The sequence below is a fragment of the Caulobacter sp. SSI4214 genome, assembly GCF_012184455.1.
GTDB classification, from domain to species: domain Bacteria; phylum Pseudomonadota; class Alphaproteobacteria; order Caulobacterales; family Caulobacteraceae; genus Caulobacter; species Caulobacter vibrioides_E.
The window spans coordinates 1-17,174 of the sequence record NZ_SZWJ01000049.1 but is presented as its reverse complement, the minus strand read 5'-3'; the positions used below and the strand labels follow the sequence as shown (position 1 = coordinate 17,174).

Here is a 17,174-nt window from a genome sequence, read left to right as displayed (position 1 = left end):
CGGGGCGTTTCCGATGGTTCTTATTTTAGCGCGGCTTTGTCGGGCGCGGCGTGCATGAGGCGCAGGCCCAGGGCCCAGCGACGCTGGAAGCCGGGCCAGTATTGGGCGGTCCCGGCGTCGTTCGGCGCGGCGAAGCGATCGCCCACCGAGGCGCCGGGCGCCAGCGGCCAGGTTCCATCGGCGGCGCGCGCGGTCGGGACAGCCAGATAGGCGCCGTGCGCGGCGTCGCCCTTCAGGCGCTCGTCCAGGAAGGCGGTGATGAAGTGGCGATTGATCGCCAGAATGCGATCGCGCCGCCAGACGGGCTCCTCGTGGCGCTCGATGGCCTCGAATCTCTGGGTCTGGGCGGCGGTGACCCCGTCCAGCGCGATGTTGTGGCGGGCGTTCTCGTAGACCAGCATCCGACGGTCGGCCTGGGTCAGGTTGGCGTAGAGCCAGGCGACGCCGGGGTCGTAACCGCTGACGTCGTCCTGGTCGCCGACGATCAGCAGAGTCGGGACCGTCACGCCCGCGAGCCCCTCGGCGCTCCAGGCCCGCAGCGGCGGCGCGCCGCCCCAGGGCGCCAGGGCGACCATCGCCTTGACGTTCCGGGGCAAGCCGGCGGCGAAGCCAGGATCAAGGGCGCTGAACGGCTTCAGCAGACCGAAGGGCGCCAGCTTGTAGAGCGGACCTTGCGGATCCAGGCCCGCGCCCATGGTGGTCAGCGCGCCAAAGCCGCCCATGGAATAGCCGATCAGGCCCACGTCGTCCGGATCGTAGACGCCCTTGAGCGGCCCCTCCCCCGCGCGCCGGGCCAGTTCGGCGATGACGAAGCGCTGGTCGGCGACGCGGGTGATCACCGTGGTGGCGAACGAAAGCTGAGGGTTGCTCAGAGTCTTGGGCTCGAGGTCACGGTGCTCGATCGAGGCGACCACATAGCCCTTCGAGGCCAGGTTCTCGGCCAGGTCCGCGAAGCTGGTCGCCCAGTTGCGATAGCCGTGGGACAGCACCACCAGAGGAAAGTGCTGGCCGCGCACCGGGGCGGCGTCCGGATAGGCGCCGCCGGCGCGGTAGAACACGGGCGGCGCGTCAGGCGTCGCTCCCGGCTGCATGTAGCGGACCTGGGCCGCGCCAGCCTTGGGTTTGGTCGAGGGATACCAGATGGTCACCGGCAGCACGCGGTCGCGACGCGCCAGCTTGCCGGCGGCCAGGTCGCTGGCCAGCAGGTCTGGCTGGTCGGGATTGGTCAGGATCAGGGTTCGGACGCCAACCGGATAGGCGCCAGGGGCGGAAAGCGCCGGGCCGTCCGCGAGCGCCCGCGCTCGCGCCGCCAGCGGCGACGCCAGGAGGAGCGCCAGGAAGATCCCCGCCAAGCGCATCACGCGGGCGCCTTCCAGACGGCCGCGTCGCGCGGACCGATCAGGGCGCCGCCCAGCACGAAGACCGCGCCCGCTGGCGCTGGCGCGGGGACAGGCTCTTCGTTGTAATTGAAGGCGAAGGTCAGGTCGCCGCGACGACGAACCCTGACCTTGGCGTCCAGGCGCTGGGTCGCGACGCCGGCCTCGGCGCAAAGGCTTTCCAGGAAGTCGGTCAGGAACGCCCGGTCACTCAGGCTGGCGACATAGATCGCCTTGCCCGCGCGCACGATCGCCGCGCCGCCGTCGGCGTAGCGCGCCGCCACCTCGGCCTCGCCCGCCAGTTCGATCTCCTCGCGCCAGGTGGCGCTGGGATAGGTCTTGCCGTTCCAGATCATGGCGTCGGGACAGTCGGGGCGCAGGGTCTCGACCGACAGCACGCGGATCGGCAGCAGCTCGCGCAAGACGCCGGGCGGCAGGCCCTTCGGCAGGGTCACGTCATCGGTCTTGCCCCCCGAGCGCGGCCCGAACACCACCAAGGCCGAACTGGCTTTCAGGTTGGCGATCGTCCGGGCGCTGGGCGTGGCCAGGGCCGGGATCACGACGAGGGCGTAGCCCGACAGGTCGCCCTCGGGCGGCACGAAGTCGACATCCAGGCCGAGCGCGCGCAGGGCCCGATAGTGATCGAGCAGGATGTGGGTGTAGTCGTAGCTGCGGCCCTGACGTTCGATCTCGCCCAGCCATTGCGCCTGGACATCGACCATCAGCGCCACCTTGGCGCGCGCGGTCGGGTATTGATCGAGGTCCAGAGCCGCCAGATCGCGCACGACGGCCTCGATCTCCGGCCAGGCGGCGGCTTGGCTGCTATCCGGGCGCAGCAGGCCCGCGTGCATCTGCTCCTGGGCGAACGGCGCCTGACGCCAGCGGAAATAGCTGACCACGCCAGCCCCGTGGGCGAAGGCTTCCAGGGTCCACAGCCGCACCATACCTGGCGCCGGGCGCGGATTGTGGTTGGCCCAGTTCACCGGCCCGGGCTGCTGCTCCATGATCCAGAAGGCGCCGGGCGCGAGACCACGCGTCTGATCGAAGAAGAAGGTCCCGAAGTCCGGATGGCCCGTGCGCATGTAAGGCCGGAAGGCCTCCGCGCCGTCTCCGGCCATCAGCAGGTCGGTGCGGCCCAGCGGATAGTTGTCGTAGGCGGCGAAGTCGAGGTCGGCGGCCAGGGCGTGATTGTCGACCCCCGTCTCGTTCATCGGGATGAAGTTGTGGGTGACGAACTTGCCGGGCGAATGGGCGCGCAGGATCTTCACCTGGGCGTCGTGGAAGGCCACCACCTGGTCGGACGAATAGCGACGATAGGCCATGCGGTGCGCCGGGTTGGTCTCGGTGACCGCGCCGACCGGCAGTTCGATCTCGTCGAAGCTCCGATACTCCATCGACCAGAAGACATTGCCCCAGGCGGTGTTCAGCGCGTCGATGTCGCCATAGCGCGCCGCGCACCAGGCCTGGAAACCCGCCTTGGCGGCCGGCGAAGCGCTGAGGGTGGTGTCGTGACAGCTGATCTCGTTGTCCGTCTGCCAGCCGGCGACATACGGGTTATGACCATAGCGTTCGGCCAGGGCCAGGGTGATGCGATCGCTTTCGCGCCGATAGACCGGGCTGGAGAAGTCGTAGTGACGCCGCGAGCCAAAGCCCCGAACCCGGCCGGTCTCGGGGTCGACGGGCAGGATCTCGGGATGGCGGTCGATCAGCCACTTGGGCGGCGTCGCCGTCGGCGTGCCGATCACGACCTTCAGGCCCGCTTCGCCCAGGATCTGGATGATCTCGTCGAACCAGTCGAAGTCATAGACGCCGGGCTCGGGCTCGAACCGCGACCAGGCGAACTCGCCGATCCGGACATAGGTCAGGCCCAGCGCCTTCATCCGGCGCGCATCCTCGCGCCAGAGGCTGGTCGGCCATTGTTCCGGATAGTAGCAAACGCCAAGCATGGTTTCCTCCGACGCATCGCTTCGCGCGACATCGATCGTGGCGACGCGCGAAGGCCGCCGCTTTTCCTTCGATCGTATTTATCCTACAAAAAAACAGCGTCAACCGTTCCGCTTTGGACGCCTGTTTAATTCACGCCCGAGTCAAAGGCACGTCGATGTCCGCTTCCCAGTCCGCCCCGTTCGTCAGGCTTGATGGCAAGGCCACCAGCCTGATCGTCGACTGCCGGGGCGACGCGCCGGCCGTGCTGCACTGGGGACCGCGCCTGGCGGCGGATCTCGACCCGATGGACCTGGTCCTGATGGCCACCCGCGAGGCCGCGCCCTGCTCGCCCGAGGTTCCACCGCCGCTGGCGCTGACGCCGCTGCTGGGCCAGGGCTTCCCCGGCGCGCCGGGCCTGCGGGCGCATCGCGACGGCCAAGGCTGGGCCACTTTCACGCGGATCGCCAGCGTGGACGCGATCGCGCCGGGCGTGGCGGAGATCGTCTCGGTTGACGACCACAACGGCCTGCGACTGGTCCACCGTCTTGCGCTGGCGCCCGACCTGGACGTCCTGGTCGCCTCGACCCAGCTGACCAATACCGGCGCGCGCACCCTGGAGGTCGAGGCCTGCGCCGCCCCGACCCTGCCGCTCCCGCCGGAAGCCTCGCACCTGATCCATCTGGATGGACGCTGGTCGGGCGAGTTCCAGATGCGTCGCACGCCGTTCGGCCAGGGCGCCATGGTCCGCGAGAACCGTCGCGGCCGCACCTCGCACGACGCCTTCCCAGGCCTGATCGCCGAATGCGCGCCGGCCAGCGAAGCGACCGGCGAGGTCTTTGGCTTCCACCTCGGCTGGAGCGGCAATCACCGCATCCATGCCGAGACCCTGTCGGACGCCCGCGCCTTCGTGCAGATGGGCGAGCTGTTCATGCCGGGCGAACTGCGGCTGGCGCCGGGCGCGACCTATGACAGCCCCAAGCTCTACGCCGGCTATTCCGACAGGGGCCTGAGCGGCCTCTCCCGGGCCTATCACGACTTCGTCCGGGCGCGTCCCGAACACGCGCGCCTGCGGGCCAAGCCGCGTCCGGTGCATTACAACACGTGGGAGGCGGTCTATTTCGACCACGATCAGGACCGCCTGGCCCAGCTTGTCGACGCCGCCGCCGCGATCGGGGCCGAGCGGTTCGTGCTGGACGACGGCTGGTTCAAGGGGCGCCGCGACGACACCGCCGGCCTGGGCGACTGGCATGTCGACGAGGAGATCTATCCGAACGGCCTCAAGCCGCTGGTCGACCGCGTCCTGGCGGCAGGCATGGAGTTTGGCCTGTGGGTCGAGCCCGAGATGGTCAATCCGCGAAGCGACCTGTTCCGCGCCCACCCCGATTGGGTGTTGGGCTGCCCGCCGGCCCCGCAGCTGTCGTTCCGCAACCAGCTGGTCCTCGACTTCGGCCGGACGGAGGTGCGGGACTATATGTACGACCGGCTGGACGCCCTGCTGACCGAGCATCCGATCGCCTATCTGAAGTGGGACATGAACCGCGATATCAGCCACCCCGGCGGACAGGACGGCGCGCCGGGCGCGCACGCCCATGTGCTGGGTCTGTATGCGGTTCTGGATCGCCTTCGCGCCGCCCATCCGGCGGTCGAGATCGAAAGCTGCGCCTCGGGCGGCGGCCGGGCCGACTTCGCCGTGCTGGAGCGCACCGATCGCGTCTGGACCTCCGACAGCAACGATGCTTTGGACCGCCTGTCGATCCAGAAGGGCGCGTCGCTGTTTCTGCCCGCCGAACTGATGGGCGCCCACGTCGGCCCGACCGACTGCCATATCACTGGTCGGCGCGTGTCGATGGCCACGCGGGTCTCCACCGCGCTATTCGGTCACTTCGGCATCGAGGCGAACCTGCTGGCGCTGACAGACGAGGAGCGCGCCGAACTGGCCGAGGGCGTGGCGCTGCACAAGGCGCTGCGCGGCCTGATCCACACGGGCGACCTGCATCGCCTGGATCGTCCGGCCAACGAGAACGCATTCGGCGTCGTCGCCACTGACGGCTCCGAGGCGGTGTTCGCCTATACCCTGATCCGCGAGCAGGACGCCTATTTCGCCGGCCGCCTGCGCTTGGCGGGCCTGGACGCAGATGCGCGCTACTCAGTGCGTTTGGTGTGGCCCAAGGCGCTGACCACACGCTCTCCGCTGGTCGACACGCTGCGCGAGGGCGTCGTGCTGGACGGTCGCAGCCTGATGTGCGTGGGCCTGCAACTCCCGCGTATGCATCCGCAGGCCAGCTTCATCCTGCGCCTGACGCGACAGGGCTGAGACCAGAAACAAAAAAAGGGCGGGCTTCGCAAAGCCCGCCCCTCGCAAGTTGGGGAAGAAACGCGCCGCAGGCGGCGCCGGACACGGCCGGAGGCGACAGGCGCCCCCGGCCGATCTTGGTTAGAACTTCGCGCGAACGCCGACCGCGTAGCGCGGACCGGTCTCGACGAGGCTCAGGAACTGGTTGGCGTAGAGGCCATAGGTCTGTGTCTTGGCGTCGTTGAGGTTGGTGCCCTCGACGAAGACCGAGAAGTTGTCGTTGATCTGGTAGGTCGCCTGGGCGTCGAACTGACCGGCGGTCTTGGTGTAGATTGGCAGACCGCCCGTCGAGTTGGACTGGGTCGACAGGAAGCCGTCGCGGTGGTTGTAGGCCACCCGCACCTCGATCGGACCCTTGGCGTAGAACAGCACCGCGTTCTGGCTGTTGCCCAGGCCTTCCAGGGCGAAGCCGGAGTCGTTGGCGCTGGACTTCACGAAGGTGGCGTTCAGGGTCACGCCCAGACCGTCGAACGGCGCGGGCAGATAGTCCATGGTGTGCTGGAAGCCGACTTCCAGGCCGTAGACGTTGGCGCTGCCGACGTTGCGCGGACGGCTGACGTTGAAGGTCGCCTTGCCGCCCGAGAAGGCCGCCAGATTGGCCGAGTTGCTGATCGTGAAGACTTCCGGCGCGCTGCTGACGACGATGAAATCGTCAAGCTTCTTGTAGAAGGCGCCGACCGTGAAGAAGCCCGACTTCTGATAGTACCACTCGTAGGAGACGTCGAAGTTGGTCGACTTGTAGGGCTTCAGGTCCGGATTGCCGCCGCTGGCCGACAGGTTGCCAGGGCGGGTCGAGATCAGGTTCAGCTGCGGGGCCAAGTCCGTCAGGTTGGGACGCGTCACCGTCTTGGAGGCGGCGAAGCGCGCGACCATGTCGTCACGCAGGTCCATCTTGACGTTCAGGCTGGGCAGGAAGTCGTCATAGCTCGAGGACTTCGAAACCGGCGAGGAACCGGTCAGGGCCGCGTTGTACAGCGTGCTGTCGCCGGCGATCGGCGTCAGATCCAGCAGGGTCTGGGTCTGGCCGCTGGAGGTCAGCTGGGTGTGGACATAGCGCACGCCCAGCGTCGCGCTGGTGGGCAAGCCGCCGATATCGCCCGCGAAGTCGGCCTGGATGTAGCCGCCGGCGACCTTCTCATGCACGTTGTAGGAGCTGGACTGCGGCGTGGCGGCGAAGCCGTTGGTCTTCTGCAGAGCGGCGTAGGACGTGCCGACTGGCTGCCCCTTGACCACGTCCTCGGCGTTGGCGGCCGCCTGGCTTTCCAGGAACTTGAAATAGTCCTCGGAATTGAAGCTCAGCCATTGGCGCGGGAAGTTGCCGCCCTCGCCGTCCAGAAAGCCGCTGGGGGCGAAGCTCTTGAGCAGGCCCGCCGGCACGGAGACGCCGTAGCCGCAATAGGTGCACCAGATGTCCGAGCTGGACTGCACCAGCTGGTTGGTCTTCTTGCGATCGGTGTAGATGCCGCCGACGCGGACGGCCGTGAAGTGTTCGTAGTCGGTCTTGAAGGTCGCATCGAGGCGGTTCTCATAGACCTCCTCGCCGTAGTTCGAACCCTGGCGGGTGGCGAAGTGGGCCTTGCCCACCGCGTTCGGGTCCGAATAGCTCTTGCCCGTCGTCAGGGTGGGCAGGCCGCCGGCGGTGTTGTCGAAGTGGACGGTGTTCGGGATGCCGACGACGGCGAAGATCTCGTTGCCGCCGTTGTTGTTCTCGGCCTTGGACCACGAGCTGTCGAACTTGACGTTGATCAGGTCGGTCGGGTTCCAGTCAGCGTTGAAGCCCAGCGCCTTCAGGTTCGTCGGGCGATTGAACGTCCGCGAGACGAAGTCGGAGTGGGCGTCGGCGTTCTGGTCGAAGGCCACCACCGTCTTGTTGGAGTCCAGCTTCACGTTGCTGATGCTGCCCGGCGAGAAGTAGTGCCCGACCTGGCTGGTGTTCGATTTGACGGTGAACTTGTTGTAGATGCCGTCAACCGTGAAGGTCAGGTTGTCCGTGGCGCGATACTGAACCGTGCCCGTGACCGAAGTGCGCTTGCGATCCTCGGTGTCGGAATACTGGTTATAGTCCTGCGGCATGTAGACGGTCTGCCCGCCGACCGACGTGGCGTAGTAGCCGCTGGTGTTGGCGGAATCGATCCGCGCCTTGCGCTCCTGGAACGAAACCGAGCCCAGCACGCCCAGGCGGCCGTCCATGAAGGTGTTGCTATACAGGCCGAAGAGGTTCGGCGAGGCCTTGCCCGACAGATCCTCGTAATTGCCCTGGGCCGAGAGGACGATGCGCTGGCCCTTGCTGTCGAACGGGCGAGCGGTCTTCAGATTGATGGTCGAACCGATGCCGCCTTCCTGCAGCGCCGAATTGGTCGTCTTGTAGACGTCGGCGCCCGAAATCAGCTCGGCGGGCAGCATGTCGAAGCTGAACTGGCGACCCGGGTTCTCGGTGGCCAGGGTGCGGCCGTTCAGCAGCAACTCGTTGAAAGACGGGCCAAAGCCGCGGACCGTGACGAAACGGCCTTCGCCGCCGCTACGATCGATCGAGACGCCGGTGATGCGCTGCAGCGACTCGGCGACATTGGTGTCGGGGAACTTTCCCAGGTCTTCCGAGGCGATCGAGTCGACGATCACCGACGAGTTGCGCTTGACGTCGATGGAACGGTTCAGGCTGGCGCGCAGGCCCGTGACGACGACTTCCTCGACCGTGGTGTCTTGCGAGGGCGCGGTTTGCGCCTGGGCGGCGCCGGCCAGCATGGCCAGGCCAATCGCGCTGGCGCCCATCATCAGCTTAAGGCCAAGGGTGCGGCTCCGACCGCCGTCGCTCTTGCAGATCATTGTTCCCTCCAGAATGCGGAAAGGTCGCCTCGGCGCGGCCGTGCGATCTCATTCTTCGCGCCGCGTTGGCGGTGCATTAAAATGATAAATCACAGGAATGACGATCGAGCAAATGATCTTTCGTTTGCGTTGCGAATTTGGCGCGCGGCGAAAGCAGCACGCCGCGAGGGTCAAGGGTTCTGAAACAAGGGGATGCGCCGGGAAACGGTTGAACGCCGGATAGGCGTCGGACGCGTCGGCACGGCCGGATTGAATCTAGAGCGACGGATTCGGCGCGGTCTCGATGACCCGAACGCCCCGGGCCTTGCATTTGGCGGCCAGGTCGGGGCTTTCCAGCCGGTCGGTGACGAAGACGTGGACGTCGCCGATATGGCCGATCCGCACGGGCGCCGGACGCCCCAACTTCTGACTGTCGGCGACCAGGATCACCCGGCGGGAGCTCTGGATGATGGTCTGAGAGACCTGAACCTCGTTGATGTCGAAGTCCAGCAGCGAGCCGTCCTCATCCATGGCCGAGGCGCCGATGATGGCGAAATCGACCTTGAAGTTGCGGATGAAGTCGACCGCGAAAGCGCCGACCGAGGCGCGGTCCGCGCTGCGCACGCGCCCGCCCACCACGATGACCTCGATGCCCGGCGACGGGGCCAGGATGTCCACAACATTGAGATTGTTGGTGATTACCAACAGGCCTGACCTCCCCGCCAGCGCGCGGGCCACCTCCTCGGTCGTGGTGCCGATATTGATGAACAACGAGGCCTGCTCGGGAATCAGGGCCGCCGCCGCCGCGCCGATCGCCTCCTTGGCCTCGCGGGCCAGGACGCGACGCGCCTCGTATTCCAGGTTGTCGACACCGCCGGTCGCGATCACCGCGCCACCGTGCACGCGGTTGAGCATCCCCTGGTCGCAAAGATCGTTCAGATCCTTGCGGATCGTCTGGCGCGAGACCTGGAGGCTGTCCGACAGGGCCTCGACCGTCACGCGTCCGCTCTTTCGGGCGAACGCGAGAATCGCTTCGTGACGTTGCTCGATGGCCATCGACGCACCTCCGATCCCCGCTTAGCGCGGCGGCGACCGTGTTGACCAGCCCGGGGGCGACGATAGCGCGCATTGGGCGAAAGATGTTTCGTTTTTAAATTTCGTATTTTCGCTTTTTCGTATATCTCGAAAACACAATTCGCGATGGAGGCGCGTCAGGCATGGAATACGACCTTCTGGTGGTCGGCGGCGGCGTCAACGGCGCGGGCATCGCGCGCGACGCCGCGGGGCGCGGTCTTTCGGTCCTGCTGGTCGAGCAGAACGACCTGGCCAGCGCGACCTCTTCGGCCAGCACCAAACTGGTGCACGGCGGCCTGCGCTATCTGGAATATTACGAGTTCCGCCTGGTCCGCGAGGCGCTGGAAGAGCGCGAGACCCTTCTGACCATGGCCCCGCACATCATCTGGCCGCTGCGCTTCGTCCTGCCTCACGCCCATGCGACCCGCCCCGCCTGGCTGGTCCGATTGGGCCTCTTCCTCTACGACCACCTGGGCGGCCGCAAGCGATTGCCGGGTTCGCGCGGCCTGTCCCTGACCGGCGCGCCCGAGGGCGCTTCGCTGAAGACGCAGTACCGCAAGGCCTTCGTCTATTCCGACTGCTGGGTGGATGACGCCCGCCTGGTGGCGCTGAACGCGATCGACGCGTCCGAGCGCGGCGCGGTGATCGAAACGCGCACCAAGCTCGTCGCCGCCCACCGCGTGTCCGACGGCTGGGAAGCCCGGCTGAAGACCCAGGACGGCGGCGAACGCCAAGTTCGCGCCCGCGCTATCGTCAACGCCGCCGGCCCGTGGGTGTCGGAGGTGCTGAGCGGCGGCTTGAACGTCACCACCGGTAGCGGCGCGCGGCTGATCAAGGGCAGCCATATCGTCGTCCCGCGCCTGTTCGAGGGCGACCAGGCCTACATGCTGCAAAACCCCGACCGCCGGATTGTGTTCGCCATCCCCTACGAGGACCGCTTCACGCTGATCGGCACCACCGATGTGGCCTGGGACGCGCCTCCGGGACCGGCTCGCATCGACGCGGCCGAGGTCGACTATTTGTGCGACAGCATCAATCGCTACTTCGACCGCCAGCTGACGCCCGCCGACGTGGTCTGGAGCTATGCCGGGGTGCGTCCGCTGTTCGACGACAAGGCCGACAGCGCCTCGGCCGTCACCCGCGACTATGTGCTGGAGGTCGACGCGGCCGAAGGCCACGCGCCCGTGCTCTCGGTGTTCGGCGGCAAGATCACCACCTATCGCCGTCTCGCCGACCACGCGCTGGAAAAGCTGGCCGAATTCTTCCCGCAGGCGGGCCCCTCGTGGACGCGCGGCGCGGTTCTGCCGGGCGGCGACCTGCCCGATCTGGACCGCGCGGCCCTGGCCCGCGCCCTGCGCGCGGAGCATCCCTTCCTGCCCGAGGATCTGGCCTTCCGCCTGGCCCGCTCCTACGGGACCCGCGCCCGGCGGATCCTGGCCGGCGCCAAAAGCTTGTCCGACCTGGGCGAGGACTTCGGCGCCGGACTGCGCGCGGCGGAAGTCGACTATCTGGTGGCGCACGAATGGGCCCGCACCGCCGAGGACATCCTCTATCGCCGCAGCAAGCTTGGCCTGCACCTGCCGCCGGGCGGCGCTGAGCGCCTGGAAGCCTATCTGGCGGGCAAGACGACGACCGAGGCCCCGCGCCCCGCCCCCCTGTCGGCCGAGGCGTGACCGTGACCCGCTATATTCTGGCTATCGACCAAGGCACGACCAGCACGCGCAGCATCGTCTTCGATGACCAAGGCGCGGTCGCGGGCGTTGATCAACGCGAATTCGCCCAGAGCTATCCGGAACTGGGCTGGGTCGAGCACGACCCAGAGACCATCTGGCGCGACGTGGTGGACACGGCCCGGGCGGCCCTGGCCAAGGCCGGCGCGGAGGCCAGCGCCGTCGCCGCCATCGGCGTCGCCAACCAGCGCGAGACCGTCGTGGTCTGGGACCGCCGCTCGGGCCAGGCCATCCACCCCGCCATCGTCTGGCAGGACCGCCGCACCACCGACGCCTGCGAAGCCCTGCGCCTGGCGGGTCACGAGGATCTCGTCCAGGCCCGAACCGGCCTGCGCCTGGATCCCTATTTCTCGGCGAGCAAGCTGGCCTGGATCCTCGACCACGTGGCCGGCGCTCGCGAGGCGGCGAAGCGCGGCGACCTGGCGTTCGGCACGATCGATAGCTTCCTGCTCTGGCGCCTGACGGGAGGTCGCGTCCACGCCACCGATGCGACCAACGCCTCGCGGACGCTGCTGTTCGACATTCATCGCCAGGTCTGGGACGAGGACCTGCTGGCGCTGTTCGACATTCCCGCCGGCCTGCTGCCCGACGTGCGCGACAACTGCGCCGACTTCGGCGAGACGCAGGCGGATCTGTTCGGCGCGCCGATCCCGATCCGAGGCATGGCCGGCGATCAGCAGGCGGCGCTGATCGGTCAAGCCTGCTTTGGCCAAGGCATGATCAAGGCCACCTATGGGACCGGCTGCTTCATGCTGATGAACACCGGCGCCCAGCCGGTCGTTTCAAACACCCGCCTGCTGACCACCACGGCCTATCGCCTGAACGGTCAGCCGACCTACGCCCTGGAAGGCTCGATCTTCGTGGCCGGGGCGGCGATCAAGTGGCTGCGCGACCAATTGGGCCTGATCGTGCGGGCCTCGGACACCTCGAGCCTCGCCACCAGCGTGCCCGACGGCCACGGCGTATACATGGTCCCAGCCTTCGTCGGTCTGGGCGCGCCCTATTGGGATCCGCAGGCCAAGGGCCTGATCCACGGCCTGACCCTGGACGCCTCGGCCGCCCACATCGCGCGGGCCGCTCTGGAGTCCGTGGCCTTCCAGACCCAGGATCTGGTCGAGGCCATGTTCGCCGACGGCGCCTCGCGACCCAGCGCCCTGCGCGTCGATGGCGGCATGGCGGCCAATGATTGGCTGTGCGCCTTCCTGTCGGGCGTCATCGACGCACCCGTGGAGCGGCCGGTCAATGTCGAGACCACCGCCCTGGGCGCGGCCTTCCTGGCCGGCCTGGGCGCGGGCGTATGGCCGGACCTGGCGGCCATCTCGCAAGGCTGGCGGCTGGATCGGCGCTTCGATCCGGCCATGACGCCCGACCACCGCGCCCAATGCCTGGCCGGTTGGAAGGACGCGGTGGCGCGCGCGCGCCTTCGCCCCGCCGGCTGAGACTTATCCGCCGCCCGCGCCAGCGGCTTCCCGAGGCGCACAACCGTAAATCCGCGCGACGCCCCGTCGCGCGGAATAAAATCGCGCGGCTATTCGAGATTCTTCCGTCACACATGAACGGCGATTAGAGAACCTTGGTTCTCCACAAGGAAATCTCGGTTTCAATCTCAACAAGATCACTAGGAATTATAAGGACGAACAAAAAAGCGACGCCCCCATTCAGGTCGGCGTCGACAAATGGGGATCTCAGTCGTGATCAAGCGTCTTCTCATCGGAACAGCGATCGGCGCCCTGGGCGCGGGCTTCGCCGGCGGCGCGCTGGCCGAGGCGGTCGCGGACTCGCCCAAGGACACCGCGGTCGAGCAGGTCATCGTCACCGCCCAACGGCGCGAACAGTCGGCCCAGGACGTCGGGGTGGCCCTGTCGGTCATCTCCGGCGAGCAGTTGGCCGCGCGCGGGGTCGCCACGGTCAACCAACTCCAGTACGCCACCCCCAGCCTCGAGATCACACCACAGTTCGGCAGCGGCCAGCCCAGCTTCCGCCTGCGCGGCGTCGGCTTTGACGACTACGCCTCGAACAATTCCTCGACCGTCGGCGTCAGCGTCGATGAGGTCGCCTACCCGATCCAGGCCCAGACCCAAGGCCTGCTGTTCGACATCGCGCGGGTCGAAGTGCTGCGCGGGCCGCAGGGCACGCTCTATGGCCGTAACACCACCGGCGGCGCGATCAACTTCATCACCAACCGCCCGACCCCGTCGCTGAGCGCCGGCGTCACCGCCGAGTATGACAGCCACGACGAATTCAAGGCCGAGGGCTACGTCTCCGGCCCGCTGACCGACACCCTCAGCGGCCGCCTGGCCATTGTGACCGACCAGGGCGGCGCTTGGCAGAAGAACCGAGGCACCGGCCAGAAGCTCGGCGACAAGGACACGACCTCCGCGCGCGCCCAGCTGGCCTGGAAGCCGAACGACAAGGTCGATGTCCTGCTCAGCGCCCACGCCGGATACGACAAGTCCGAGCCGACCGGGCTCTATCTGTTCAATCCGCTGAGCTATAACGCCAGCCTGCCGACCATCCCCGCCGATACCGATCGCAAGGCCACCGGCTGGGGCGGCTCGAGCGCCTTCGCGGCCCTGACCGGCATCGCGACCAACGCCAAGCCCTTCCACGACACCACCAGCCGTGGGGTCTCGCTGCGGGCGCACGGCGATTTCGACAGTGTCGATCTCGTCTCGATCACGGCGTTCGAGAAGCTGCGCCGCAAGGAATATAACGATTGGGACGGCTCGGCCTACGCCTACGCCGGGACCTATTTCGACACCAACGCCAAGGTGTTCTCGCAGGAGGTCCGCGCCTCGTCGAAGTCGGCCGGGCCGCTGCAATGGCTGGTCGGCGCCTACTATTCGCGCGAGACCCTGGACGAGGCCTTCTATTCGGACTTCTGGCAGTCGCTGCTGTTCGACACCCGGACCACCTACAATCAGAAGGTCACGTCGAAATCGGTCTTCGGCCAGATCGAATACGCGTTCGCCGACAGGCTGAAGCTGATCGCCGGTCTGCGCGCGGAGGACGAAAAGCGCGAGCAGTTGAACTTCGTCACGGCCGGCGTCTTCGCGCCCGGCGCGCCAGCGACCAATTTCAGCCCCACCGCCAACAAGCGCCTGCACAACAAGCCCGTGACCGGCAAGCTGGCGCTGGAATACCGCCCGATCGACGGCGTGCTGCTGTACGCCAGCGCCAGCAAGGGCACGAAGTCCGGCGGCTTCACCTCGTACAATGTCGGCGACGCCAAGGCGGTGGCCGGCTTCCGCCCCGAGACCCTGTGGGCCTACGAGACGGGCTTCAAGTCGAGCTTCGCCGACAATACCGTCCAGCTGAACGGCTCGGTCTTCTATTACGACTACAAGAACCAGCAGGTTCAGTCGGCGATCTACGACATCAACAACGGCCCGATCGGCGCCATCGTCAACGCCCAGAAGTCGCATATCTATGGCGGCGAACTGGAGCTGACCTGGCGCCCCGTCCCGGCCCTGCGGATCGGGCAGTCGCTGGGCTACAAGACCGGCAAGTTCGACAAGTACACGAACGACCTGGACATTCCCGCCAGCGTCGCGGCCAAGAAGGCGGTCTATATCGACCGCACCGGCGCCAAGGTCGGCTTCCCGCCGCTCAGCTACGGCGGCGACGTGTCCTACACCTGGGCCGTCGGCGATTATCAAGTCGAGGCGCAGGGCAACTACGCGTTCCATGACAAGGTGAAGCCCCTGCTGCTGGGCTCGCGCTACGACGTCGACAGCTACTGGCTGGCCAACGCCAGCCTCACGGTGTCGCCGGCCAAGGGCCCCTGGGCGCTGACCGCCTTCGCCCGCAACGTGTTCGACAAGAAATACGATCTGACGCGGAACTTCTTCCTGCCGCTGATCGACATCGCCGCGCCTGGCGAGCCCGCGACCTATGGCGTTCGCGCCCAGTATCGCTTCTAGTCGTCTGGTTCGGGAGCGCCGCGCATGTTGAAGACCCTGTTGCTAATCCTGGGCGGCCTCGTTGGCCTGGTCGTCCTGGCCGGCCTTGTCGGCTGGCTGCTGCTGCGCGGCCCCGACATTCCCTACCCGGCGCTGGAGGCCAAGTACGCCACCAAGGCTTCACGCTATGCCGATCTGCCCGGCGGCGTGCGCCTGCACTACAAGGACGAAGGCAAGGCCGATGGTCCGCTGTTGGTTCTGGTCCATGGCTTTGGCGACAGCCACTTCTCGTGGGAGGGATGGGTCGCGCGGCTCGGGGACCGCTATCGGATCATCACCGTCGACCTGCCCGGCCACGGCCTGACCCGCGCGCCGGACGGCTATGTCGCCTCGGCCGATGGCTTCGCCGACCTGATCGACGCCCTGGCGGCGAAGGAAAACCTGCCGAAGTTCGCCATCGCCGGCAACTCGATGGGCGGCGGCGTCGCCTGGCAGGTGGCCGTGCGCCATCCCCAGCGCGTCGACGCCCTGATCCTGGCGGACGCCGCCGGCTGGCCGGCCACGACGCTGAAGAAGCCACCCCTGGCCTTCAAGCTGCTGAAATATTCCTGGGGCCGCGCCTTCCTGCGCTCGATCGACAACAAGCCGCTGATCCGCTCGGGTCTGCGCGGCGAGGTCGGCGATCCGGCGGTGATCACCGATGCGTTCATCGACCGCTGGGCCGAGCTGCAGCGCGCGCCCGGCCATCGCGCCATCCTGATGTCGATCCAGCCCGGCAAGCATAGCCAGGCGACCAAGGCGGTGCTGGCGGAGATCAAGGTTCCGACCCTGGTGCTGTGGGGCGAGCTCGACCCGCTGATCGAGGTCGCCGCCGCCCACAAGTTCGCCGAGGCGATCCCGGGCGCGCAGCTGATCGTCTATCCCAAGGTCGGCCATTTGCCCCAGGTCGAGATCCCTCAACGCACGGCTGACGATACGGCCGCCTTCCTCGCCAAGGCCGGCGTCCGCTAGAGTTCATCCATGCGCACGGACTATCTCGGCAACCCGGTCAGCACGAACGCCGACGCCGCCCTGGCCGCCATCGACAATTTCGTCGATGGTTTCCTGGGCTACGAGGCGCGGGCGGCCGAGGTGATCGGCGCGGCCGAGGTCCACCCCGACGAGGTGCTGCTCAACGCCTACGCCGCGACGCTCTGGCTGCTGCTGGAGGCGCCCGAGGCAGCCGAACGCGCCGCGCCGCACCTCGCCCGCGCCCAGGCCCTGGCTGGCGACGCCCATCCGCGCGAGCGAGCCTTCGTCGATTTCGTGACCGCCTGGTCGGCCGACGACATCCCCGCCGCCCTGGCCATCGCCGAGTCGATCCTGGCGCGATGGCCCCGCGACCTGCTGACGCTGAAGCTCCGCCACTATCACGACTTCAACCACGGCGACTTCCCGGCGATGCTGCGCGCCGCCAGCGCCGTCCTGCCCGCCGCCGAAGACGTGGCCTATCTGCACGGCATGTTGGCCTTCGCCTATGAGCAGTGCCACCTGCTGCCCGAGGCGGAAGCCGCCGCGCGTCGCGCCCTGGCGCTGAAGCGCAAGGAGCCCTGGGCCCAGCATGCCTTGGCCCATGTGATGCTGACCCAAGGCCGCGTCGCCGAGGGCGTGGCGTTCCTGGAAAGCGCCCGCGACGACTGGACGGGGCTTAACTCGTTCATGGACACGCATCTCTGGTGGCACCTGGCGCTGTTCTATCTGAGCCAGGGCAAGTTCGACGCGGCCCTCGCCATCCATGACGACCACTGCTGGGCTCAGGCCAAGGACTATTCCCAGGATCAGGTCGGCGCCGTTTCGCTGCTGGCGCGGCTGGAGCTGGCCGGCGTCGATGTCGGCGACCGCTGGAGCGATCTGGCCGATCACCTGACCGTCCGCGCCGCCGATGTCGTCCAGCCGTTCCTGACCCTGCAGTATCTGTACGGCCTGGCCCGCGCGGATCGCCCCGAGGCCGACACGCTGCTGGCCGCCGTGC

Annotated in this window: 10 protein-coding genes; 6 read left to right on the top strand and 4 right to left on the bottom strand. The window is 67.5% G+C overall.

Annotated elements, in window-relative coordinates; all coding sequences use genetic code 11:
* Nucleotides 1-20: 20 nt before the first annotated feature.
* The gene (locus FCU40_RS14625) at nucleotides 21-1,358 is read right to left on the bottom strand and encodes a dienelactone hydrolase (protein WP_168075858.1); all 1,338 of its coding nucleotides are present in this window, start codon (nucleotides 1,356-1,358) and stop codon (nucleotides 21-23) included.
* The gene (locus FCU40_RS14620) at nucleotides 1,358-3,322 is read right to left on the bottom strand and encodes a beta-galactosidase (RefSeq protein WP_168075856.1); all 1,965 of its coding nucleotides are present in this window, start codon (nucleotides 3,320-3,322) and stop codon (nucleotides 1,358-1,360) included. Before FCU40_RS14620 ends, FCU40_RS14625 begins: the two co-directional genes overlap by 1 nt.
* A gap of 155 nt (nucleotides 3,323-3,477) precedes the next feature.
* Between FCU40_RS14620 and FCU40_RS14615 the strand changes: the two genes are divergently transcribed.
* Nucleotides 3,478-5,616 (top strand): alpha-galactosidase, encoded by a 2,139-nt coding sequence (locus FCU40_RS14615; RefSeq protein ID WP_168075855.1) that lies wholly within the window; start codon nucleotides 3,478-3,480, stop codon nucleotides 5,614-5,616.
* Between the two features lie 120 nt (nucleotides 5,617-5,736).
* Here the strand turns inward: FCU40_RS14615 and FCU40_RS14610 are convergent, their stop codons facing one another.
* Both FCU40_RS14610 and FCU40_RS14605 read right to left on the bottom strand, forming a co-directional pair.
* Nucleotides 5,737-8,478 carry a TonB-dependent receptor gene (locus tag FCU40_RS14610; RefSeq protein WP_168075853.1) on the bottom strand — a complete coding sequence of 914 codons (2,742 nt, stop codon included), beginning with the start codon at nucleotides 8,476-8,478 and terminating at the stop codon, nucleotides 5,737-5,739.
* Nucleotides 8,479-8,733: 255 nt separating this feature from the next.
* Nucleotides 8,734-9,513 carry a DeoR/GlpR family DNA-binding transcription regulator gene (locus FCU40_RS14605; protein ID WP_168075851.1) on the bottom strand — a complete coding sequence of 260 codons (780 nt, stop codon included), beginning with the start codon at nucleotides 9,511-9,513 and terminating at the stop codon, nucleotides 8,734-8,736.
* 161 nt (nucleotides 9,514-9,674) lie between these two features.
* Here FCU40_RS14605 and FCU40_RS14600 point away from each other — a divergent pair, with 161 nt between their 5' ends.
* The 5 genes from FCU40_RS14600 to FCU40_RS14580 form a co-directional block, all read left to right on the top strand.
* Nucleotides 9,675-11,204 (top strand): glycerol-3-phosphate dehydrogenase, encoded by a 1,530-nt coding sequence (locus FCU40_RS14600; RefSeq protein WP_168075849.1) that lies wholly within the window; start codon nucleotides 9,675-9,677, stop codon nucleotides 11,202-11,204.
* Between the two features lie 2 nt (nucleotides 11,205-11,206).
* The gene (gene glpK, locus FCU40_RS14595; RefSeq protein WP_206677345.1) at nucleotides 11,207-12,700 is read left to right on the top strand and encodes a glycerol kinase GlpK; all 1,494 of its coding nucleotides are present in this window, start codon (nucleotides 11,207-11,209) and stop codon (nucleotides 12,698-12,700) included.
* 252 nt (nucleotides 12,701-12,952) lie between these two features.
* On the top strand, nucleotides 12,953-15,184 hold the full coding sequence (locus tag FCU40_RS14590; protein WP_241693622.1) for a TonB-dependent receptor: 2,232 nt from the start codon (nucleotides 12,953-12,955) through the stop codon (nucleotides 15,182-15,184).
* A 24-nt stretch (nucleotides 15,185-15,208) separates the two neighbouring features.
* Nucleotides 15,209-16,174 carry an alpha/beta fold hydrolase gene (locus tag FCU40_RS14585; protein ID WP_168075846.1) on the top strand — a complete coding sequence of 322 codons (966 nt, stop codon included), beginning with the start codon at nucleotides 15,209-15,211 and terminating at the stop codon, nucleotides 16,172-16,174.
* 9 nt (nucleotides 16,175-16,183) lie between these two features.
* Nucleotides 16,184-17,174: tetratricopeptide repeat protein (locus FCU40_RS14580; protein ID WP_168075845.1), on the top strand; the 991-nt coding region annotated here is incomplete at its 3' end.

Coding starts and splice junctions, on each gene's coding strand:
- FCU40_RS14600 (WP_168075849.1), top strand. CDS start 9,675: ATGGAATACGACCTTCTGGTGGTCGGCGGCGGCGTCAACGGCGCGGGC.
- FCU40_RS14615 (WP_168075855.1), top strand. CDS start 3,478: ATGTCCGCTTCCCAGTCCGCCCCGTTCGTCAGGCTTGATGGCAAGGCC.
- FCU40_RS14610 (WP_168075853.1), bottom strand. CDS start 8,478: ATGATCTGCAAGAGCGACGGCGGTCGGAGCCGCACCCTTGGCCTTAAG.
- FCU40_RS14625 (WP_168075858.1), bottom strand. CDS start 1,358: ATGCGCTTGGCGGGGATCTTCCTGGCGCTCCTCCTGGCGTCGCCGCTG.
- FCU40_RS14620 (WP_168075856.1), bottom strand. CDS start 3,322: ATGCTTGGCGTTTGCTACTATCCGGAACAATGGCCGACCAGCCTCTGG.
- FCU40_RS14605 (WP_168075851.1), bottom strand. CDS start 9,513: ATGGCCATCGAGCAACGTCACGAAGCGATTCTCGCGTTCGCCCGAAAG.
- FCU40_RS14585 (WP_168075846.1), top strand. CDS start 15,209: ATGTTGAAGACCCTGTTGCTAATCCTGGGCGGCCTCGTTGGCCTGGTC.